The sequence below is a fragment of the Trinickia mobilis genome (assembly GCF_017315705.1).
Taxonomy (GTDB): Bacteria; Pseudomonadota; Gammaproteobacteria; order Burkholderiales; family Burkholderiaceae; genus Trinickia_A; species Trinickia_A mobilis.
On sequence record NZ_JAFLRF010000004.1, the window covers coordinates 223760 to 245664 of the forward strand.

At 65.1% G+C, this 21905-nt stretch carries 18 protein-coding genes; 3 read left to right on the forward strand and 15 right to left on the reverse strand.

Features of this window, described 5'->3' with window-relative positions; all coding sequences use genetic code 11:
* Nucleotides 1-272: 272 nt before the first annotated feature.
* Entirely contained in the window at nt 273-470 is a 198-nt protein-coding gene (locus J3489_RS07775; RefSeq protein ID WP_206997125.1) for a hypothetical protein, read from the reverse strand.
* Nucleotides 471-1332: 862 nt separating this feature from the next.
* Here J3489_RS07775 and J3489_RS07780 point away from each other — a divergent pair.
* Nucleotides 1333-1668, forward strand: a complete 336-nt coding sequence (locus J3489_RS07780) for a hypothetical protein (protein WP_206997126.1) — start codon at nt 1333-1335, stop codon at nt 1666-1668.
* 88 nt (nt 1669-1756) lie between these two features.
* On the opposite strand, the gene J3489_RS07785 is transcribed toward J3489_RS07780, so the two are convergent.
* From J3489_RS07785 to J3489_RS07820, 8 genes are all read right to left on the reverse strand, one after another.
* The gene (locus J3489_RS07785) at nt 1757-2584 is read right to left on the reverse strand and encodes a hypothetical protein (protein WP_206997127.1); all 828 of its coding nucleotides are present in this window, start codon (nt 2582-2584) and stop codon (nt 1757-1759) included.
* Nucleotides 2585-2811: 227 nt separating this feature from the next.
* Nucleotides 2812-3576, reverse strand: coding sequence for a DUF4410 domain-containing protein (locus J3489_RS07790; protein ID WP_206997261.1), 765 nt, complete (start codon nt 3574-3576; stop codon nt 2812-2814).
* Nucleotides 3577-3791: 215 nt separating this feature from the next.
* A complete protein-coding gene (locus tag J3489_RS07795) occupies nt 3792-5138 on the reverse strand; it encodes an ATP-binding protein (protein WP_206997128.1) in 1347 nt (448 codons plus the stop codon).
* Nucleotides 5135-5848, reverse strand: a complete 714-nt coding sequence (locus J3489_RS07800) for a response regulator (RefSeq protein WP_206997129.1) — start codon at nt 5846-5848, stop codon at nt 5135-5137. The genes J3489_RS07795 and J3489_RS07800 overlap by 4 nt, the downstream gene beginning before the upstream one ends.
* Before the next feature lie 102 nt (nt 5849-5950).
* Nucleotides 5951-9079: an efflux RND transporter permease subunit gene (locus tag J3489_RS07805; RefSeq protein ID WP_206997130.1), complete on the reverse strand. Its 3129-nt coding sequence runs from the start codon at nt 9077-9079 to the stop codon at nt 5951-5953.
* On the reverse strand, nt 9076-10191 hold the full coding sequence (locus tag J3489_RS07810; RefSeq protein ID WP_206997131.1) for an efflux RND transporter periplasmic adaptor subunit: 1116 nt from the start codon (nt 10189-10191) through the stop codon (nt 9076-9078). The genes J3489_RS07805 and J3489_RS07810 overlap by 4 nt, the downstream gene beginning before the upstream one ends.
* On the reverse strand, nt 10175-11722 hold the full coding sequence (locus J3489_RS07815; RefSeq protein WP_206997132.1) for an efflux transporter outer membrane subunit: 1548 nt from the start codon (nt 11720-11722) through the stop codon (nt 10175-10177). Before J3489_RS07815 ends, J3489_RS07810 begins: the two co-directional genes overlap by 17 nt.
* 129 nt (nt 11723-11851) lie before the next feature.
* Nucleotides 11852-12154: an EF-hand domain-containing protein gene (locus J3489_RS07820; RefSeq protein WP_206997262.1), complete on the reverse strand. Its 303-nt coding sequence runs from the start codon at nt 12152-12154 to the stop codon at nt 11852-11854.
* A gap of 251 nt (nt 12155-12405) precedes the next feature.
* Between J3489_RS07820 and J3489_RS07825 the strand changes: the two genes are divergently transcribed.
* Both J3489_RS07825 and J3489_RS07830 read left to right on the forward strand, forming a co-directional pair.
* Nucleotides 12406-13476, forward strand: coding sequence for a type IV toxin-antitoxin system AbiEi family antitoxin (locus J3489_RS07825; RefSeq protein WP_206997133.1), 1071 nt, complete (start codon nt 12406-12408; stop codon nt 13474-13476).
* The gene (locus tag J3489_RS07830) at nt 13445-14350 is read left to right on the forward strand and encodes a nucleotidyl transferase AbiEii/AbiGii toxin family protein (protein WP_206997263.1); all 906 of its coding nucleotides are present in this window, start codon (nt 13445-13447) and stop codon (nt 14348-14350) included. The genes J3489_RS07825 and J3489_RS07830 overlap by 32 nt, the downstream gene beginning before the upstream one ends.
* Here J3489_RS07830 and J3489_RS07835 read toward each other — a convergent pair.
* The 6 genes from J3489_RS07835 to J3489_RS07860 form a co-directional block, all read right to left on the reverse strand.
* The gene (locus tag J3489_RS07835) at nt 14337-15188 is read right to left on the reverse strand and encodes a M55 family metallopeptidase (protein WP_206997134.1); all 852 of its coding nucleotides are present in this window, start codon (nt 15186-15188) and stop codon (nt 14337-14339) included. The two genes, J3489_RS07830 and J3489_RS07835, sit on opposite strands and share 14 nt — an antisense overlap.
* Complete coding sequence (locus tag J3489_RS07840) at nt 15185-16297, reverse strand: DmpA family aminopeptidase (RefSeq protein ID WP_242539865.1); 1113 nt, start codon at nt 16295-16297, stop codon at nt 15185-15187. The genes J3489_RS07835 and J3489_RS07840 overlap by 4 nt, the downstream gene beginning before the upstream one ends.
* Nucleotides 16294-17217 carry a glutathione ABC transporter permease GsiD gene (gene gsiD / locus J3489_RS07845; protein WP_206997135.1) on the reverse strand — a complete coding sequence of 308 codons (924 nt, stop codon included), beginning with the start codon at nt 17215-17217 and terminating at the stop codon, nt 16294-16296. The genes J3489_RS07840 and gsiD overlap by 4 nt, the downstream gene beginning before the upstream one ends.
* 7 nt (nt 17218-17224) lie before the next feature.
* Nucleotides 17225-18145, reverse strand: a complete 921-nt coding sequence (gene gsiC, locus J3489_RS07850; RefSeq protein ID WP_206997136.1) for a glutathione ABC transporter permease GsiC — start codon at nt 18143-18145, stop codon at nt 17225-17227.
* Nucleotides 18146-18258: 113 nt separating this feature from the next.
* The gene (gsiB, locus tag J3489_RS07855) at nt 18259-19821 is read right to left on the reverse strand and encodes a glutathione ABC transporter substrate-binding protein GsiB (RefSeq protein ID WP_206997137.1); all 1563 of its coding nucleotides are present in this window, start codon (nt 19819-19821) and stop codon (nt 18259-18261) included.
* 78 nt (nt 19822-19899) lie between these two features.
* Nucleotides 19900-21870, reverse strand: a complete 1971-nt coding sequence (locus tag J3489_RS07860) for a dipeptide ABC transporter ATP-binding protein (protein WP_374193440.1) — start codon at nt 21868-21870, stop codon at nt 19900-19902.
* Between the last annotated feature and the right edge of the window lie 35 nt (nt 21871-21905).

Below are 21905 nucleotides of genomic sequence, written 5' to 3' on the forward strand. Positions count from 1 at the left end.
AGCAACGCATCAATCACTTCGAGCCGAAAGACAAAGTCACCTCTCAAGAACCGTTACTATGGCATCCGAAGTAAATAACGAAATCTTACATTTATGGCGGATTTTTCTGGCGTGAAAGTGCTACGTTTCAAATTGCTACGTTCCTTGACGCTCCGAGTAAACGGACACATATTGGTCACTGGTTCGGTTCTATTGTCGTCACGCACGGTTCAATAAAGCGTACCAATCGCTTACTTCGGTCACGGACCTGAGAGGCCGGGCGATTGCAAAATCTACACGTCGCCGCGGCCAGCAAGATCGCCCACAGGATCAGCGATGAGTAGCCAAACCGCCTCCAATTCGACTTTTTCTGCGACGTGCCGCAACTGCGGCGGTCGCGTATCGAGACCCGTATCGTTCTGCCCGCATTGCGGCGCGAATGCGATGCTGGCATTTCCCAATGCGAAGTCGCCGGCAAAGAACGCGAGCACAGAAGGGCCGCTCGGCGATGCAATCCGCCCGCCGCGTCCGGTCCCGCTCTTCATGCCGGCCGGCGCGGCCGCGCACGGCGGTGGCGGTGGCGGTTCGAGCGCGGCGACGTATGGCAATGCGCGTCAATGGGGCCTGAAAACCGGCACGGGATTCACGCTGCTTGCGTTCGTGGTGCTATTCGGCGGTTCCGTGCTCCTGAGCCAGCAGAGCGATAAAACCGAACAGCACACGCGCGACGTATTGATGCACACGGTAGTCGGTGCCGTCACACCCGGGTCCGGGGAACACGCTCCGGTAACGCCCTCTGTCGCGCAAAATCCGCCTGCCCATCGGGCACCCGCGCCCCAAGCGTTGGCGATGACCTCTCCGGCACCTTCGCCGCAACCGGCTGTGACACCGCGTGCTTCACAACCGGCTCCGGCGCCGGCTGCCCCCGCACCAGCCGCTACCGCACCGGCTCCGACTCCGACTGCCGCGGCACCCGCCGCTACCGCACCGGCTCCGACTCCAACTGCCGCGGCACCCGCCACTACCGCGCCGACTCCGACTGCCGCGGCGCCAGCCCCAACCGCACCGGCACCGGCACCCGCACCGGCACCAACAGCCCCTGCGCCAGCGGCGACCGCACCGGCACAAACGACCTCGGTGCTCCATCCGCCACCTGCACCGGCGATTGCCGCTCCGGTACCACGACCGCCGGCGCCGCAACGCAAGCCCGCTGCCATGCCGGCGCCTGCCCCTACGCCGTCGATGTATGCAAACACGCGCGCGCGAACCCCGTCCACGCCGCCCGTTCCATCCCCGCGCGAGTGGCAGCGCAGGGAGGCTGTACCGCATGAACTTGCCGCCGCATGGTCGAGCTTGCAGAAGAACGATCTGAAAAGCGCACAGGGGGCACTGGACCGTGCCCTTGCGGCGGATCCCAACAACAGCGAAGCGTTCATGCTGCGTCAGGACTTGCTGTCGCGCGAACAGGCACGCGACGGCGCGCTGGAGGCCGCGCGCGGCTGCGCCGCGCAGCATCAATGGCGCTGCGCGTGGCACAGCGCGGGCAAGGCGCTCGCGATCGACAGCAGCAGCGCCGAAGCGAAGGCGATGGTCCAGCGCTCGATCGTCGATTCAGGCGCGATCGACCTGCCGCCGGGCCCGGGTCCCGACATGCCGGACGGCCCCGTGATGCCCCCAGGCTTCCATTGAGCACTTGGCGGCGCGTCACTGCCCGGCAATAAAAGCCACACTGCGAGCGAAGCTGCTTAGAAGGGCCTGTTCAGGCAAATGACAGGCCCTAACGATGGGCGTAGTCATCGGACCGGTTTTTCGTGCCGTGTCTCCGATAGATCACGTGACGAAAAAGCAAACTCATGCGCGTGAACAGGGTGTCGTCGGTTCTGACGCCACGTGCAGCAGCATGCCGGCGATTCTGCTCGACGTTTCTCTTGGCTTGCACGGGCTGCACAGCCGCCACCTTCGGCGCCGCGGAATTTGCGAGTGTCGCTGAGCCGCGATCGGACTGCGCGACGGCTGCATTCGAAGCGAAATGAGCGCCGGCGGCTGCAGTTGTGTTCGTCGAGGGCGCCGACGCGAGCACGGAAGACGCGGCCGACGGCGTCGATCGCGTTGAAGCAACTGAGCCTTCGGTTTCGAGCGCTTCGCGCGTGCTCGCCTGCGTCGTGACCGGGTTGCCCTGATCTTGGCCGGCCCGCACACCGAACGCGACAGCGCTCGCGAGCCCAATGGCCAAGATGCCGGTCGTCGCCCCCCAAAGCACGATGCGTCCGCGCTTCACCTGAGGTTCCCCCGGCGCATTCACGCAGGCGCGCAACTTCAGGAAACGCCGGTGAACAATGATGAAGGACACCACGAGGCACATCAGCGTGTTCGCGACGTTCATCCAGAACATCTGAGTCGGCACCCCCCGGCTCATTTCGAGCAGCATGAGCGCGAACGTGCCGTTGCTGAGCACCCAACTGCCCCAGCTCAAGAGGCTGTAGCTGCGCACATCGGTTTCCCTGGCGAGCAGTTTGCCGATGGTAGGCAAGTAAGTCAGAACACGCGCTCCGTTCCAGAACAGGAACATCGCGCTCAGCGCCTGGACGTAGAGTTCATGAGACATCTCGATTCCTCTTGCCCCGTGTAAAGGCCGCTTGACGTCCACCCTTGCACGCTGCATCCCGAATCCGGCGCGAAACGCCGGATACCGGTCTGCAGCGCGTGAGTGCGCAAGAACGATGCCGCGCTCTTGGTTCACTCTGTGTTTCGGCACTTCCTTTGTGAACGCACTCCTCTTGTATAGACGCTAAACCTCATTCCCGCTTAATTCCCGGCCGATGCGCCGGCCGCCTACTTGACCCGATCCGCCGCCATCCAGCCCTGGCTCACCCCGATGTCGCCGACCTGCTTGGCGATCTTATCCGCGAGCTTCTTGGAAACTGCCGTCAGGGTGGCGTGCTTCACTTCGCCGATGCCGTGCAAGCCGCCGCCCACCGCAGCCGAAGTCGCCACGTGTCCTGCGGCGGCGCCAACGCCGGCCGTTTCCGCGATGCCCGGCATCTTGCCGCTATCCGCGTTGGCATCGAAGCTCTGCACGACGATCGGCGCGCCGCCCACCGGCTTGTACAGCACCTGGACCGACGCCCCGACCTCGCTCTTTCCAGCGCCAAGCCCGATCACGACGCGGCGCCGGCGATTCCCCTCATCCACTTTCGCAAAGCTGCCCTGCACGATCAAAACGTTTTGGCCGGCAGGCGGCGGCACATCGGAGCGGATCGCACGCAGCCCCATCGCTTGCAGCTTCTGCACGATTTCGTTCGCCAATGCCTCGCGCACTTCCGAGGCCGCCTCGGCCTGCTCCGTTTCAGCCGACGCGCCGCTCATCTGCGACTTCAGCTTCTGCGCGATGCCGCCCGTATCGAGCTTCACTTGATCTGGGGTGGCCGCGAAGGTGTAGACGTAGACGTTGTCGGGATGCACCTGCGGCTCTCCGCTGAATTGCGCCTTGTTGCTGATGCCCGACGCACATCCGCCAAGCAGCAGCGCGCCGAACGTCAGCGCGACGGTGGCGCAGCGCGCCGCTTTTTTTCCTACGATTCCGAATGAAGTAAGCACAATGTTCAGCCTTGTCATCAACAGTGGCGTGCCGCCGTTAGCTCATACGTATCAGCCGATGACTATGCAAACCGCTGCGTTCTAGTCAGTCATCGCAGATCTCACCGATGCGTGATACGCCTGATCTGATGTCGTTTTAACAAGGCTCCTGCACGCGGGACGAAGTATGGCCGAGCGGCCCGCGCAACACTATTCAAGAATTATTTCGCGCGATGTCACCGGCGCGAAGCGGCGCCTGCCGCGGGGTCGACGGGCAGCACGGCCCACACTTCCAGCCCGCCTCCATCGCGTGCGTGAAACTGCAGCGCGCCGCCGTGCAGCTTCGCGATCCGCTCGACGATCGCGAGGCCGAGACCCGTCCCGCCGCTGTGCGTGCGCGCATTGCGGCCGCGCTGGAAAGGCGCTTTCAGCGCTTCGAGTTCCTGCGCCGTCAGCCCTTCGCCGCGATCGCCTACCGCGACATAAGCCTTCCCCGCATCGAACCATGTGCGTACCGAAAGGCCGACGCGCCCGTACACGACCGCGTTCTGCATCAGATTCATCAGCAAGCGCATCATGCTGATCGGACGATACGGAAATGGGGGTACGTCGCTCAACGTCAGCTCGAACTCGTGGCCCAACCCTGCAAAGTCGCCCGCGAGCCGGTTCACCAGAGCATTCAAATCCCCGAGTTGCGGCGCTTCGCGCTCGCTGCTGCCCGCAAAGTCCATGAACTGCTGGACGATCGTGTCGATCTGGTCGAGATACGATTCCGCGGCGACGGTGAAGCTGTCGTCGCCGTGATCCGTGGGCGCCATGGCCATCGCGAGCCGCAGCTTGGTCAGCGGCGTGCGGATGTCGTGCGAGATGCCCGCCAGCATCACGGCGCGCGTCGCCTCGGCTTGCTGCAGCGCCGCCGTCATCTGATTGAACGCGGTGCTGACTTCGGCGATTTCCGTGGGTCCGTCCGTCGGCAGCGGTGCGGGGGTGTCGCCCGCGCTCACGTGACGCGCCGTGCGCGCGAGGTCTTGCAGCGGCCGGTTGAGGTGGCGCTGGAGCAGATAGCCCGTGAACGCGGCCAGCGCGCCGAGACCGAGCGACAACAGGATCGCCGCTTCGAGGCCCGCGCCCTGCGCATCCTCGGGAATCGGCAGCGCAATCCAAACCGGCGAGTGCTGCGCATGCATCCGTATCCACAGCCGCTCCCCGCCTTCGCTTTGCCAGCGCACGGGCATGTCGCCGGGCAGATGCCGGCGCAGGCTGTCGAGGAACACGTCGCGCTGATACGTGCGATAGAGCTTGAAGAGATTCGGCGTCGGCGCGGATGCCGCTTCCTCGGGTACGCTCTTGCGGCCGTGGTAGCGCGCGATCACCGCATCGCGAGCGTTGTCCGGAACGGCCTCGAGCAGCGCATCGAGGATCGCGACGTAGTTCGCGAACACCGTCGCCGCACGCTCGACGCGCGGCCTTTGCACGTAATGCAGCAGCACCGCGAGCGAGCACACCTGGCTCAGCATCACGAGCACGATCAGAAGCGCGATATTGCGCGCGAGCACCGATTTCGGCAGCACGAAGCGGCTCATGATTCGACGTCGGCGATCAGCATATAGCCCACGCCCCAAACGGTCTTGATGAAGCGCGGCTTCGACGGGTCGCCTTCGACCATCTGCCGCAGGCGCAGCACCTGCACGTCGATGCTGCGGTCGAGGGCCTCGTGTTCGCGTCCGCGGGCGCGCGCCATCAGGTTGTCGCGGCTCACGGGACGATTCGGAGACGATGCCAGCGCGACGAGCAGCTGCATCTGCGCGGAGTGCATTTCGACCGGCTCGCCCGCGCGCCTCAGTTCTTGCTTGCCGACATCGAGGCTGAAATCGCCGAAGCGCACGGTTTGCGTCGTCACGGTCGGGTCTCCCGACGCGATCTTCTGGCGCCGCAGCAGCGCGCGAATCCGCGCGACCAGTTCGCGTGGCAGAAACGGCTTCGCGAGGTAATCGTCGGCGCCGGTCTCGAGGCCGACCACTTTGTCGAGCGGATCGCCCTTGGCCGTCAGCATCAGGATCGGCAGCGTCAGCCCTTGGGCGCGCAAACGGCTGCAGATTTCGAGGCCGTTCTCTTCGCCGATCATCAGATCGAGCACCAGCAGATCGTACGGCTCGCGCTGCAAATAGCGATCGAGGCGCCGGCTGTCCTCGACGACGCGCACTTCGAATCCGTGCTGGGCCAGAAAGCGCTGCAGCATGTTGCGCAGCTCGGCTTCGTCGTCGAGCACGATGATCTTCGCGGGACGGTCCATTTATGCCTCCTGCCGGGCCGCCCCAAAGGAGGCATACGCCCCCTCGGGGGGCAGCGAACGAATGTGAGCGTGGGGGTCGTTCATCTCGGGCTCCTTCAACGCTCAATCGTGCGCCGGGTGACGTGCGTCCCAACGCTCGGCGAGCCGCTGCAGCAACACATAGAACGACGGGATGAACAGCACGGCGATGCAGGTGGAGGCCAGCATACCGGAGAACACCGCGATCCCCAACGAGCGGCGCGCGCTCGCGCTCGCGCCGGTGGCGACCACGAGCGGCACGACGCCGAGTATGAACGCAAACGACGTCATCATGATCGGCCGCAGGCGCAGGCGCGCCGCTTCGATCGCGGCATCGACGATGCCCGCCCCCTCCCCGCGCCGCTGCCGCGCGAATTCGACGATCAGGATCGCGTTCTTCGCGGACAGCGCGATCAGCAGCACGAGGCCGATCTGCGTGTACAAGTTGTTCGCGACGCCGAGCGCGGCGAGCGTGGTCGCCGTGCCGAGCAGCGCGAGCGGCACCGCCAGCACGACGGCGAGCGGCAGCAGCCAGCTTTCGTATTGCGCGGCGAGCACGCAGAACACGAGCAGCACGCCGATCGCGAACACCCAGTACGCCGAGTTGCCGACGAGTTTCTCCTGGTACGACATCGCGGTCCAGTCGTAGCCGACGCCGGGCGGCAGCACGCGCTTCGCCTCCTGCTCGAAGACCGCAATCGCTTGGCCGGTGCTGTAACCCGCAGCCGGATTGCCGTTGATCGCGGCCGACGGCGTGAGGTTGTAGAGCGTCGCGACCGCGGGGCCGATGCTCGGGTGCGCGTCGATGAAGGTGCCGAGCTCGACCATGCTGCCGCTGTTGTTGCGGATTTTCAGGCGGCGAACGTCGCCGGTTTCGCGGCGGAATTCGCCGTCGGCCTGCACGAAGACCGGAAACGTGTGATTGAACGCCGTGAACTGGTTCACGTAGCTCGACCCCACATAGTCCTGCAGCAGACCGAACACGTCGCCGACCTGCACCTGCAGCGACTCGGCCTTGGCCCGGTCGAGCGTCAGCTCGACGGTCGGCACCGACGCGCGAAACGGCGTGAACACGCGCTGCAATTCGGGGTGCTTTTCGACGCTCGCGATCAGCGCGCCGGTCGCATCCTGCAGCCGCTGATAGTTCTGCGAGCCGTCGGTGAGGAACACCTGCATCTGCACGCCGCCGCTGTTGCCGAGACCTTGAATAGGCGGCGGCACGATCACGATCGAATTCACGTCGGTCAGTTGCGCGAGCTCGTTGTTCATGCGCGCGTACAGGGAACGCAAGTCTTCGCCTTTGCCGCGCACGCTCCAGTCTTTCAGCGTCACGTACACGAGCACGGCATTCGGCAGCGACGCGTTGTTGTCGAGCGCGGAAATGCCGCCGATCGACACCACGTGATCGACGCCGGGAATCTGCCCGATGCGCTGCTCGATTTCGTGGCTCACCGCGCGCGAGCGGTTCAGCGACGCCGCATCCGGCAGTTGCGCGGCGATCAGCATGTAGCCCTGGTCTTCGAGCGGAATGAAGCTCGTCGGCACGCGCGTGAGCAAATACGCCGAACCGGCCGCGAGCGCGAGCGCCACCGCCAGCGCGAGCACGCTGCGATGCACGAGCCACGACACCACGCCCACATAGAACCGCTCCATCCGCCCATAGCCCGCTTCGAACCCGCGATAGACCACATTGGGCCTGCCGGGCGGCTTGTGCCTGAGCCACTTCGCGCTCTGCACCGGCTTGAGCGTGACCGCGTTGATCGCGCTGATGATCGTGGTCGTCACGACCACGAGCGCGAACTGCCGGTACATCTGCCCGGTCACGCCGCCGAGAAACGCCGACGGCAGGAACACCGACACGAGCACCAGCGTGATGCCGACAATCGGCCCGAGCAGTTCGTGCATCGCGTCGATGGCCGCCTGCTTCGGCGACTTGCCGCGCTCGATGTGCTGCGTGATGCCTTCCACGACGACGATCGCATCGTCGACCACGATGCCGATCGCGAGCACGATCGCAAAGAGCGTCAGCAGGTTGATCGAAAAGCCCATCACGTAGATCGCGCCGAACGTGCCGAGGATCGTCACGGGGATCGTCGTGGCGGGCACCAGCATCGCGCGCCAGTTCTGCAGGAACAGCAGGATCACGACGAGCACGAGCGCGGCGGCTTCGAAAAGCGTCTTGTAGACGTCGTTCACCGATTGCCGGACGAAGCGCGTCGTATCGAAAGGCAGTTGATAGGCGATGCCCTTGGGCATCGACGCGGCAAGCCGCGCCATCGTGTCCTTGACCGCGTTGCCGACTTCCAGCGCGTTCGCTTCGGGCAATTGGTAGATCGCGATGCCGGCGGCCGACTTGCCGTCGATGTTGAAGAACTGGCTGTAGCTCGACGAACCGAGTTCCGTATGGCCCACGTCGCGAATCCGGATGAAGCGGCCGCCGCCGGACGGGTCCGCCTTGACGATGATGTCGTCGAACTCGTGCGGGCCGGTGAGGCCGCCTCGCATCGTCAGCGTCAGTTGAAACGCCTGCCCGCCCGAGCCGGGCTCCGAGCCGAGCTGGCCCGCGCTCACGTCCTGGTTCTGGCTCTGGATCGCCTGCATCACGTCGGCGGCGGTCAGGTTGCGCTCGGCGAGGCGCTGCGGATCGAGCCAGACACGCATGCTGTATTGCCCGGTGCCGAACACCGTCACATCGCCCACGCCGGGAATGCGCGCGAGCGCGTCCTTGAGATTGATCACCGCGTAGTTGCTGAGGAACAGCGAATCGTATTTCGGGTCGCTCGATTGCAGCGTGTAGAGCTGGAGGATCGCCGTCGAGCGCTTCTTCACCGTCACGCCTTGCTGCTGCACGGCTTGCGGCAACTGCGCCGTCGCGGCCGAGACGCGGTTCTGCACGAGCACTTGCGCCTTGTCGACATCGGTGCCGACGGCGAACGTGATCGTGAGCGTATAGGTGCCGTCGTTGGTGCTCGTCGATTGCATGTAGAGCGCGTTCTCGACGCCGTTCACCTGCGTTTCGATCGGCAGCGCGACGCGATCGATCAGCGTCGCCGCGCTCGCGCCCGGATAGCGGGCGACGACTTGCACGGTCGGCGGCGTGATCGGCGGGTACTGCGAAATCGGCAGGTTGACGAGCGCGACCGCGCCGAGCAGCATCACGATCACCGCGATGACGTTCGCCAGCACCGGGCGTTCGACGAAGAAGCGAATCATGACTGCCCCTCTTCGTTCGCCGCGTTCACCGCTTGCACCTTGACCCCTGGAGCCACGGCCAGCGCGCCGCTCGTCACGACCCGGTCGCGAGGCTCGAGGCCGGAGGTCACGGCGCGCAGCGACTCATAGAGCCCGCCGGTGACGATCGCGCGTTTCTCGATTGCCCCTGCCGCATTCACGACGAACACCGAAGCGCCGGCCTGATCGCGCTGCAGCGCGGCGTCGGGCACGAGCAGCACGGTTTGGGGCGGGCCCGCCGGAATGTGGATCTCGACGGACATGCCGGGAATCAAATGCGAGTCTCGATTCGCCACATCGGCGCGCAGCGCGAGCGTGCCGCTTCCCGAATCGATGCGCGTATCGACGAATTCGAGCGCCGCGTCGTCGCCCTGCGCCGCCGGGGCGCCCAATACGTTCACGCGCACCGTGCGCGGCGGGTTCGTGAAGAGGCCGATCCGGTTCGCGTCGCGCTCGTTCAACGTGAAGTTCACGTAGACAGGCGCAATCCGGTCGAGCGTCGCGAGCTTGGCCGTGTCGGACGTGCCGACCACGTTGCCGACATCGAACGCGCGCGCGCCGATGCGCCCGGCAAACGGCGCGCGGATCTCCGTATAGCGGAGATTGATGCGCGACATGTCGCGTTTTGCGCGCGCTTGATCGCGCGTCGCCTGTGCGGTTTGCAGCGACGATTCGGACGTCGCCTGGTCGGAGCTCAGCTGTGTCTCGCGCGTGAGGTTCTGCTGGGCGTTGTCGAGCACGGACTGGTCATACGCGAGTTGCGCGCGGTACGTGTCGGGCTCGATCCGAAACAGCAACTGGCCTTGCTTCACGTAGGAGCCGTCGGTAAAGCCGATTTCCTTCAGCTCGCCCTGCACGCGCGCCACGAGCGTGACGGTTGCGGACGGCGCGACGGTACCCGCCAGATCGATCTGCGGATGCACTTCGCGCGTAATCGGGTGCATGACGGTGACTTTGGGCGGGGCCGCCTCAGGCGCCGCCGCCGCGCTTGCCGTGCCGCGGTCGCTGCACGCCGTCAGCGACGACAGCGCAAGCAACAAGACAGCAGACGCCGCCCGCGACCGCGCCGCGACGCATTTATTTACCGGTTTCAAGCGGGCCTCCACTGGTGCGCGCAAGCGGCGAACCCTTGGGCGGATCGATGAGCCGCCCCCAGTCGGTGCGTTGCGCCATTTCCTTTGCAATGCGCTCGCTCACGAGCGGCTGGTCCTTCGCGACTTCCCATCCGCCGCCAAGCGCGATATAGAGCTGCACGACCGCGAGCGCGGCGAGCCCCTGGTTCTGCGCAAGCGAATCGTCGTCGTGCAGCAGCGAGCGGGACGAATCGAGCACCGTGTCATACGTGACCTTGCCCGCGCGGTACTGCGCGTTCGCAAGACGCAGCGCGCGCTGCGACGCGTCGGCCGCGCGCGCGGTGGCGTCGAGCGCGTCGAGCGTCGTGCGCAGGTTGGCGATCGCGTCCTCCACGTCCTTTTGCGCCTGCAGCACGGTGTTCTGGTAGTCGAGCACCGCTTCCTGGAACACGGCGTCCTGAATGCGCACGGCGTTCTTCAATTGTCCGCGATCGAAAATCGGCATCGAGACGCCCGCAGAGAAGAACCCGATCGTCTTGGTCCCCCACGACGTCAAGCCGAGCCCTTGCTGCTCGCCCGACGCCGCCCCCAAGAGCCCCGTCAGCGACAGCGACGGATACAGCTTCGCCTTGTCGACGCCGATCAGCGCCGATTGCGACGCCGCATTGAGCGCGGCCTCGCGGACATCGGGACGGCGGCGCAGCAGATCCGCCGGAATGCCGGCGTCGATCTGCGCCGGCGCGACGGGAATGCCGCTCGAGCCCAAGAGCTGCGCCTCGGGCGTATCGGAGAGCAGCAAGGCGAGCGTGTCGCGATCCTGCGCGCGGCCTTTGATGAGCGGTGGGATTTGCGCTTCCGTTTCGGCCACGAGCGTCGCCGCCTGCTCGACATCGAGCTGACTCGCCGAGCCGCGCTTGAAGCGCGCCTTCGTCAAATCGAGGCTTTTCTGCTGCGACTGCAGGTTGCGTTGCGCGATGGCAATGCGCTGCTCGAGCGCGCGCAGGTCGATATACGCATTGGCCACGTTGCCGAACAACGAAACGAGGGCGTTGTCGTAAGCGGCTTCGGAACTGCGCAGCGCGGCCTTGTCCGACTCGATCTGGCGGCGGTATTTGCCCCAGAAGTCGATTTCCCAGCTCGCGGTGGCCTTGGCGTGCTCGGTCCACAAGTGGGCGGGCGGAATGGGGCCGACGCCGCTGCTGTTGATATGGTTCGCGCCCACCGACACGCCGCCTTGCTGCGGCAGCAGGTTTTCGTCGCTGATCGACAATTGCGCGCGCGCCTTGAGAACGTTGAGCCCAGCGACTTGAATCGAGAGGTTGCGCTCATAAGCGCGCTGTTCGAGCGCGCTCAGGACCGGATCGTTGAAGGCTTTCCACCACGCAGCCTCGGCGGCGGGCGACGCTTGCGCCGCTGGAGGCAGGCTCTCGAACCATTGTTCTTCGAGCGTGACGTCCGGCTGCTTGAAGTCGGGGCCGACCGTCACGCAGCCGGCGAGCGCAGTGCACAGCGCACAAGCGAGCCACAGCCGACGTGACGTGACAGGTTTCATTGCGATTTTTTGCTGAGGCCAGGTCGATGTCCGGATCAAGGCAGCCGGCAGTCACGCTGCGCGCAATGTCCCGCACGCGGCGACTCGCGGCGCGCGACACGCCTACGATCCCTCCGATGTTTGCGCGTTTCAGTTCGCTACCCCGCGTTGCTGGACGAATGCTGCGATCTGCGCCAGCGTCACGTAGCCGAGCTTTTGCGTATCGATCTCGTCGAAGTGCTTGGCGACCATCGGCATGCCGGCGGCGGCTTGTTCGCGCGTGAGCTTGCCGTCGCGGGTGGTGTTCGCGTTCGCGAAGCGGGTCTGCAGTTGCTGGGCCATGCGCTCCATCCGCTGGGGGCTCATGTTGCCCATGCCGGGCTGCGGCGCGGTTTGCGCGAAGGCGCAGGTCGAGGCGAGGCACAGCGCTTGAATGGCCAGCATCTTGTGGATTGCGTTCATGAGGTTCTCCGTGGGGCGAGCCGCCGTTCGTCGCTGGCGTTGTGCTGCGATGCGTTCGGCGGCAGGGCGAATTCTTGGCCACGGGGGCCTGGAAAGCAATTTCTGAGCGGCTACAAATTATGTCGCCGGGTGTCACATGGATATTTTTTATATTTATCAAAAGCTTATATTAATTTTGTACGTTTTTTGATGCGCGTACGCTTTTATCGTACACTCTCATGAAATCGTACATGAGCCTCTAGATGCCGCCCTCGTCCGAACTCTCGTTCTCGGAAATGCAGCTTCTCGACGAAGCATGCGACGCGTTCCAGCGTGCCACTCGCTACTACAAGGCGAAGCCCGTTCGCGCGCGCACCGGGCAGCCAGGCCCGCGCAGCGGCGCAATCCGGTTCGAAGTTGGCGGGAAGTTACTCGACATGCAGGTGCTTGTGCGCTCGCGCGTCCCTGCTTCTTACTCACTCCTCGCGCGACTCCATCATGGCGTCGGCGAAGGAGATGAACGCCGTCGGCCGCTCATGCTCGTCGCCCCTTACATCGGGCCGAAACTCGCCGAAAAGCTCATCGAACAAAACGCGCCGTTTCTTGATGCAGCCGGCAACGTCTTCGTCAACGAACCCGAGTGCATGATCATGATTACCGGCCGCCCGAAATCGCGGGTCACGCTCGCCACGCCAAGCGCGCGCGCTACCACTCCCAAGGGCATGCAGGTGACGTTCATCCTCGCGACCCGGCCCGCACTCGTTGCACAGTCGTACCGCGCGATCGCCGACGCTTCCGGAGTGGCATTGAATACCGTCAATCAAGTCGTCGACGACTTGATCACACGCGGGCTAGTCGCGACGAAGCGCAATGGCGAGCGGATACTGCCCGACTGGGTGCGGCTCGTACAAGAGTGGGTCAATCTCTATCCTTCCCGCCTGCGCGCCAAATTGGGCACACGGCGCTACTCCAGCGCGTCGCGCGATTGGTGGCGCTCGTTCGACTTCGCCGAATTCGGCGCCCGGCTCGGAGGCGAAGCAGCCGCCGACATCTTGACGCACGAGCTGAAAGCGGCAAACGTCACGCTCTACGCTCAAGGCGCGATAACGAGTCGTTTCATGCTCAAAGCACGTCTGCGGCCGGATGAACATGGCGACGTCGAGATCCTCGATGCCTTCTGGCCGGCTCAGTCCGCGACGGCCTGGGAGGCTCACGATCCGCCGCTGGTTCATCCGCTTCTGATATACGCCGACCTGCTCGCCTCGGGCGACAGTCGCAATGCCTCCGCTGCAGAGCAAATCTATGACAAGCATCTTGCCCAACTCCAGCCTTAAAGTCGGCGAGGATCGCCCAGTCCACCCGGTCACCATCGCGCTGTTGAGACACGTCAGCGAGGCCGTACGCAGCTTGAAAAGCGAGTTCGTCGCAGCGGGTGCCACCGCGCGCGATATCGTCCTATGGCACGTCCATGGCATTCGCGCGGAGCGAGCCACGCGAGACGTCGACGTTGCGGTGTGTGCGGTCAATTGGGAAGCCCACGGTGATCTCATCGCAGCACTCGAGGCAACCGGACGCTTCAAGGCAGATGGCAGGTCGCAGCAGTCGCTGATCTTCGACGACGCCAGCATCGGCAAACCCGTGCCGCTCGACCTGGTTCCGTTTGGCCCACTCGAAGCGCCTGACGGTTACATCGCATGGCCGCCGAAAGGCGACTTTGTGATGAACGTGCTCGGATTCCGCGAAGCAGTCGACACGTCGATCAATATCAACATCGGCGAGAATTATTCGGTACCGGTCGCCGCGCTGCCAGCGCTCGCCTTGCTGAAGCTCCTCGCGTGGCATGACCGCCGCACCAGTAAGAACACGGACGCAGCGGACCTGCTACTGATTCTTCGCAACTGCCACAAGGCTGGGAACGAGGAACGCATCTGGGAAATCGGGGCCGACCTGCTCGATGCACATGACTTCGACGTCGATTTGGCCTCGACAGCGTTGCTCGGACGTCAAGCAAGGCAGACCGCGCTTCCCGCAACCCTCACCGCCGTCACGGCACTTCTCGCAGACGAAGGCACGTACGAAACGCTAAGGCGCGACATGCTGGCGCGCGCCGCCGCGCAGTTGCTCGACGATTTTGCGGATGGCTCCGATAAGACGCTGGCCGCGTTTCGCGATGGTTTTATGGCAGCCCCGCCCACTACCGCAACATAAACGACATCGCCGACAGGCAGTTCAGCGTCCGCACCGCGTGTTCGACGGAGGGTGTCTCGAAGCGCAGCGTCACGCCGTCGACGCGTGCGAGAGTCGGCCATTGGCAGAACAGGTCGGCGAGCGCGGTCGTCTGAACGCGGAGTTCGCATTCGATAGGGCGGCCCTGCGCGGCGCTGCGCGTCACGTTCAATCGCTCTGACCGGCCGGCGCCACCGCCAATTCGCCGCGCCACCGCCTCTCGCGCCGCCGCGCGAATCGCAGCACACGCAGCGGCCGGCGTCTGCGTCGTGCCGCTGGCATGACCGGACGCCGTCTTCACCGTAACGAAATCCGCTTCAGGAAACGCTTCCCGCGTCTCCTCGACGAACACGTCGTCGCCCGACAGCAGCGCCACCCGTGCGCCGTATTCCGCCGCCAGCGCCCCATACAATCCCGCCTCGCCCGCTTCCGCTCCGTTCATCAGCACGCGCGCAAACGCGAAGCTGTTGATCGTATGCGCAAGAATTCCGCGGCTTTGCGCCTTCGCGTGATAACCGATCATGAACACCAGCTCGGCCCCGGACTCGAGTCCCGCCATCATCCCGAGCGTGCGCGGCTTGCCGAGCACCGCGTGCACGCGCTCGTCGAGCAGATCGGGCAGCAGATTGCGAAAGCCGCCGTGCGAATCGTTGACCCACACTTCGGTCGCGCCGCCCGCGAACGCGCCTTCTATCGCCGCGTTCGCCTCTTCGGTCATCCAGCGCCGGGCGCGTTCGTATTCGCCGTTGCCGGGGCGCGTTTGTTCAGCGTGGAAGACACCCGCGACGCCTTCAATATCGGTGGAAATCAGAACTTTCATCGTGTCGTTTGAGCGAGGATTCGCGTGAGATCGGGCGCCGCGTCGGCGAGCGACAAGCGTCGATGACCGTCGCGGCCCGCGACTGTCGTCGCCTGCCAGAGCGCGTCGACGATCGCTTGTTCGACGCTGTCGGCTGCCGCCTGAAAGAGCGGGTCGAGCCGGGCATCGGCCACACATGGCGGCAAGGCGACGAAGTCCGCTTCGTGCGGCACCGTGTACGCCGTCGAGAACGCCAGCGCGATATCGCCGCTGCCCTGGCCATACGTCGAGCCGGTGCGCGCAAGACCCGCAGCTGCACGCATCGACAGGCGTTTCAATTGGCGCGCGTCGAGCGCTGCGTCGGTTGCGATCAGCATGATGATCGAGCCTTGCTCGGGTTTTGCGGCGTCTTCGCGTGCGCGCGGCTCCAAGGCCGCCCGTTCGGCGAGCGCGCGGCCAAGCGGCATGCCGCCGATCGACAGCATCGGCAGGCGTCCGAAGTTGGCGAGCACGAGCGCGCCGACGGTATACGCGGCGCTCGCGACCGATACCACGCGCGAAGCCGAACCGATTCCGCCTTTCAGATCGAAGCAAGACATCCCGCGGCCCGCACCAACCGCACCGCGCGCGAACGTATCGCCCGCCGCCGCGAGCGCGGCGTCGTAGTGCCGCTCTCGCACGGCAAGCGCTTGAATGTCGTTCAAGTAACCGTCGTTGCATTCGAACACGAGCGGATTGACCGTCGGCCATTCGCGGCCGATCAGCGGATTCGCCGCAATCGCCGCGCGAATTTGCGCGTGCGCGACGGCGCCGACGCCGAACGTGTTCGTCAACGCGATCGGTGTCTCGAGCACGCCCAGCTCCTCGACCTGCACGAGACCGATGCTCTTGCCGAAGCCGTTGATGACCGTCGCCGCCGCCGCAACCTTGTCGCGATAGAGATTGCCGTCATGCGGGCGCACCACGGTCACGCCTGTTTGAACCGGCCCGTCGTCGAGCGTGCAATGCCCGACGACGACACCCGCCACATCGGCGATCGTGCCGCGCGGCCCGGCAGGCAGCGCGCCCACGTGAGGCGCAGGCGCGCGCGCGGTTTGCGACACCCCCTCGGTCATCGTGCGCCCGCTCATGACCGGTCCAGCTTCGGATCGAGCGCATCGCGCAGGCCGTCGCCGAACAGGTTGAACGCGAGCACCGTCAGGAAAATCGCGAGGCTCGGAAAGAGTGCGATATGCGGCGCCGTCACCATGTCGGCGCGCGCTTCGTTGAGCATCGCGCCCCACTCGGGCATCGGCGGCTGCGCGCCGAGGCCGAGGAACGACAGGCTCGCCGCCGTGATGATCGAGGTGCCGATACGCATCGTGAAGTACACGACCACCGACGAGATCGTCCCCGGCAGGATGTGCCGCACGATGATCGTCCAGTCGGACGCGCCGATGCTGCGCGCCGCTTCGACGTACGTGAGGTGCTTGAGCATCAGCGTGTTGCCGCGCACGAGCCGCGCGAACGCCGGGACGCTGAACACCGCCACCGCACAGATCACGTTGACCATCCCGTTGCCGAGAATCGCGACGACGCCGATCGCAAGCAGGATGCCGGGGAACGCGAACAGCACGTCGGCGACGCGCATCGTGATGCGATCCCACCAGCCTTCGTAGTAACCGGCGAGCAGCCCGAAGAACGTGCCGATCACCGCGCCGATCGCCACCGAGAAGAATCCCGCCGCGAGCGAAATGCGCGTGCCCGCGAGAATGCGGCTGAAGATATCGCGGCCCAGCGAATCGACGCCGAACCAATGCGCAGCGGACGGGCCCGCGTTGAGCGCGTCGTAGTCGAAGTAGTTCTCGGGATCGTACGGCACGAGATGCGGCGCGACGATTGCGCAGATCACGAGCAGCAGCACGAACACGCCGGCGGCAAGCGCCACCGGCTGCTTCTTGAACTTGCGCCAGAACTCGCTCCACGGCGTGCGGATCGCGCGTGCTTCGGGCGCGGCGGCGGCCGTGGAGAGGGATTTCACCGCGCCGTCTTGATTGGCTGTTGTATTCATCGAGACCTCACTTGAAGCGGATGGTCGGATTGATGACGGCGTACAGCACGTCGACGACCAGATTGATGACGATGAATTCGAGCGAGAACAGCAGCACTTCGGCCTGAATCACGGGATAGTCGCGCATCGAAACGGCATCGACGAGCAGCCGCCCAAGTCCCGGCCAGTTGAACACGGCCTCGACGACGATCGAGCCGCCGAGCAGGAAGCCGAACTGCAGGCCCATCATCGTGACGACGGGAATCAGCGCGTTGCGCAGGCAATGCTTCACGACGACGATCGATTCGCGCACGCCCTTCGCGCGCGCGGTCCGCACGAAGTCTTCGTTCATCACCTCGACGAACGACGCGCGCGTGAAGCGCGCCATCACGGCGGCCACCGCCGCGCCGAGCGTGATCGACGGCAGCACGTAGCTCTTCCACGTGCCGTCGCCGACGATCGGCAGCCAGCCGAGCTTCACCGAAAAGATTTCCATCAGCAGCATGCCGAGCGCGAACGCAGGAAACGAGATGCCGGAAACCGCCAGCGTCATGCCGATCCGGTCCGGCCAGCGATTGCGCCACACGGCCGAGACGATGCCGATCGCCATCCCGAACACCGTCGCCCACACCATGCTCACGAGCGTGAGCATCATCGTCGGCATGAAGCGCTCGCCGATCTCGGTCGCGACCGGGCGCTTGCTGCGCGTCGATACGCCGAAGTCGCCGTGCGCAATGCGGACGAAGAAGTTCGCGAACTGCGTGGGCAGCGGCTTGTCGAGCCCGAGGTCGGCGCGCACGAGCGCGATCGTGGCGTCGTCGGCCTCGGGGCCCGCCGCAAGACGTGCGGGGTCGCCCGGCAGCACGTGCACGAACAGGAACACCAGCACGGCGACGATCAAGAGCGTCGGCAAGAGGCCGAAAAGACGCTTGACGAGAAAATTCAGCATACGAACGAGTCCGGATCGAGACGCGGTCAGCGTGCGCGCTCGTTGTGCGCGCAACCAAACCGCCCGGCAAGCGCCATCGAACGACGCTGCCCGGCGGCACCACTGGGCCACCCTTACTTGATGGCGATTTCGTCGAAGTTGAACGATCCGTCCGGCATGACGTACGCGCCGGACAGGCGCTTGCTGCGCGCGTAGACGATCTTTTCCTGCACGAGGAAGAGCCACGGCGCGTCGGCCCAGATGCGCTTTTGCGCGTCGCCGTAGAGCGCGGCCTTCTGCGTGCGGTCGGTCGTTTCGAGCGCCTTCGACAAAGCCTGGTCGACGTCCGCGTTCTTGTAGTACGCGGTGTTCTCGAGCCTCGGCGGAAACGACGCGGACGCGAGCAGCGGCGAAATCGCCCAATCGGCTTCACCCGTCGACGACGACCAGCCGATGTAGTACATCCGCACCGGCGCGCTCGCCGGGTCCGGCGCGCTCTCGACCTTCGCGACGCGCTGCCCCGCTTCGAGCGCCTGCACCTGCGCCTTGACGCCGACTTGCGCGAGCTGCTGCTGGATGAACTGGATCGCCTTTTGCGAGGTCGTGTTGTCGTACGCCGACCAGAGCGTCGTCTCGAAGCCGTTGGGATAGCCCGCTTCCTTCAGGAGCGCGCGCGCCTTCGCCGGATCGTACGGCCACGGGCCGAGCTTCACCGAATAGTCGACACCTTGCGGCACGACGCCGTCAGAAGGCGTTGCGAAACCGGAGAACGCGACCTTCGCAAGTGCGTCCTTGTTGATCGCGTAGTTCAGCGCTTCACGCACCTTCGGATTGTCGAACGGCTTTTGCATCGTATTCAGGCTCACGTAGCGCTGAATGATCGACGGCACCGAAATCAGATCGACCTTCGGGCTCGCCTTCAGCACGCCCGCCTGCTCAAACGGAATCTGGAACGCGAAGTCGGCTTCGCCCGTCTGCATCAGCGCGGCGCGCGTGTTGTTGTCGACCACCGGCTTCCAGTCGATCGCGTCGATCTTCGGGTAGCCCTTCTTCCAGTAGCCGTCGAATTTCTTCACCTTCAGATCGTCGGTCTGCTTCCATTCGACCAGCTCGAACGGGCCCGTGCCGACCGGATGGAACGCGATGTCCTTGCCCCACTTCTTGAGCGCAGTCGGCGAGATCATCACCGCCGACGGATGCGCGAGCACGTTGATGAATGCGGAGAACGGCGTCTTCAGCGTCACGCGCACCGTGTAAGGATCGACCACCTCGGTCTTCTCGATGCGGTTGAACAAGTTGTAGCGCTTCAGCTTGTTCGCCGGATCGGTGATGCGGTCGAAGTTCGCCTTCACCGCCGCCGCGTTGAAGTCCGTGCCGTCCTGGAACTTGACGCCCTGGCGCAGCTTGAACGTATAGACGCGCGCGTCGGGACTCGACTCGTAGCTCGTCGCGAGCACGTCGACGAGCTTCATGTCCTTGTCGAAGCCGAAGAGGCCCTGGTAGAACGACTTCGCGACCGCTATCGACAGCGTGTCGTTCGCGTCGTACGGATCGAGCGTCGTGAAAGTCGACGCGACCGCCATCACGGCCTGCTGCTCGGCATGCGCCGGGCCTCCCGCGGCGAGCGCGAACACGCACACGCCGCCGGCGATCAGGGCTCGCAAGCGGAACTTGGAAGATGAGAGAGACGACGTCATGCCTTGGGCTCCTTGTGGTCTATCAACGTAACGCGCCGCGCAGGTCCGGCGGCTGCCATTCGTGGGTGAAATCGGTTCTTAGTACGCGCCGCCGATCCGGTGCTCGGCGACGTAGTGATCCGGCCCGACCGCGACGAGCGGCGCGACGGCCGGCTCGTCGCCGAGCGCGCGAATCGGATTCGGGATTTCATCGGCGGCGAGCATCCGCTTCGCATGCCGGCGCGCCGGGTCCGCGACCGGCACCGCGCTCATCAGCTTCTTCGTGTACGGATGGCGCGGCGTTTCGAATACCGCGCGGCGCGGGCCGATCTCGACGATCTGGCCGAGATACATCACCGCCACGCGATGGCTCACGCGCTCCACGACCGCCATGTCGTGCGAGATGAACAGATAGGCGACGCCCAGCTCGCGCTGCAGATCGAGCATCAGGTTGACGATCTGCGCCTGCACCGAAACGTCGAGCGCGGACACCGATTCGTCGGCGATCACGACCTTCGGATTCAGCGCGAGCGCACGCGCGATCGCGATGCGCTGGCGCTGGCCGCCCGAGAACTCGTGCGGATAGCGGCGCGCGGCGTCGGCAGGCAGGCCGACTTTCTCGAGCAGCCACGCGACGCGCGCTTGCGCCTCTTCTCCGCGCGCGACGCCGTGCACGAGCAGCGGCTCCATGATCGAAAAGCCTGCCGTGAGGCGCGGATTGAGCGATGCGAACGGGTCTTGGAAAATGAACTGGATATGGCGGCGCAACGCTTGCAAGTCCGCGCCCGTCAAAGCGCTGATATCGCGGCCGTCGAACTCGATCGTGCCGCTCTGGCTTTCCACGAGCCTCAAGAGCGAGCGCCCGGTCGTCGATTTGCCGCAGCCCGATTCGCCGACGAGCGCAAGGGTCTCGCCGGGACGCAGATCGAAACTCACCCGCTCGACCGCGTGCACGTTCTGCGACACGCGTCCGAACAGACCGCTTTTTACGGGGAAGCGCGTGACGAGGTCGCGCACGCGCAGGATCGGCGGGGTGCTTTCGTGCACTTCCGGTTGCTGGGCATCGGACACGGGAGCGGGCGCTGCATCGTACTTTGCGGCCTTCGCGACCGTTGCGCGCGCAACGGCATTGGCCGCGGCGTCCGCAGCCGCCTCCGTCTCCACCTGTAAAATCGGAAACTTCGCGGGCCGCTCCGTGCCCTGCATCGAGCCCAAACGCGGCACCGCGGCGAGCAGCGCCTTCGTATAAGCATGCGACGGCGCCGCAAAAATCCGGTCCGAACGCCCTTCTTCGACCTTCTCGCCGCGATACATCACGAGCACGCGATCGGCGACTTCCGCCACTACGCCCATATCGTGCGTGATGAAGATCACGCCCATGTTCATCTCGTCCTGCAAGCCGCGGATCAATTGCAGGATCTGCGCCTGGATCGTCACGTCGAGCGCGGTGGTCGGCTCGTCGGCAATCAGGAGCGCCGGCCTGCACGAAAGCGCCATCGCAATCATCACGCGCTGCCGCATCCCGCCCGACAGTTGATGCGGATAGCGCGCGAACACGCGCCGCGACTGCGGAATGCGCACGAGATCGAGGAGACGCAGCGCTTCGGCGCGCGCTTCCGAACGGCTCTTGCGCTGATGCAGCGCGATCGCCTCGGCGATCTGATCGCCGACCGTGAACACCGGGTTCAGCGACGTCATCGGCTCCTGGAAGATCATCGCGATGTCCGCGCCGCGAATCGAGCGCATCGTCGCGTTCGACGCCTGCGCGAGATCGAGCACGCGGCCGTTGCGGCGCTTGAACGCGATGCGGCCGCTCGTGAGCCGGCCGCCGCCGTTCTCGATGAGCCGCATCAGCGCAAGCGACGTCACGGACTTGCCCGAACCCGATTCGCCGACGATCGCGAGCGTCTCGCCGCGATCGACCGAGAACGACAGATGGCGCACCGCCTCGAACGTGCGCGAATCGCGCCTGAACGCGACCGACAGGCCGTCCACAGCGATCACGCGCGGCTCGGTCAGCAACTGAGGCAACAGCCCGGCAAGCGGCCCCGCCGCATTCGATGAAGTCAACACGATCGATTCCTCGTCCTGGTCGTTTGGCGCTT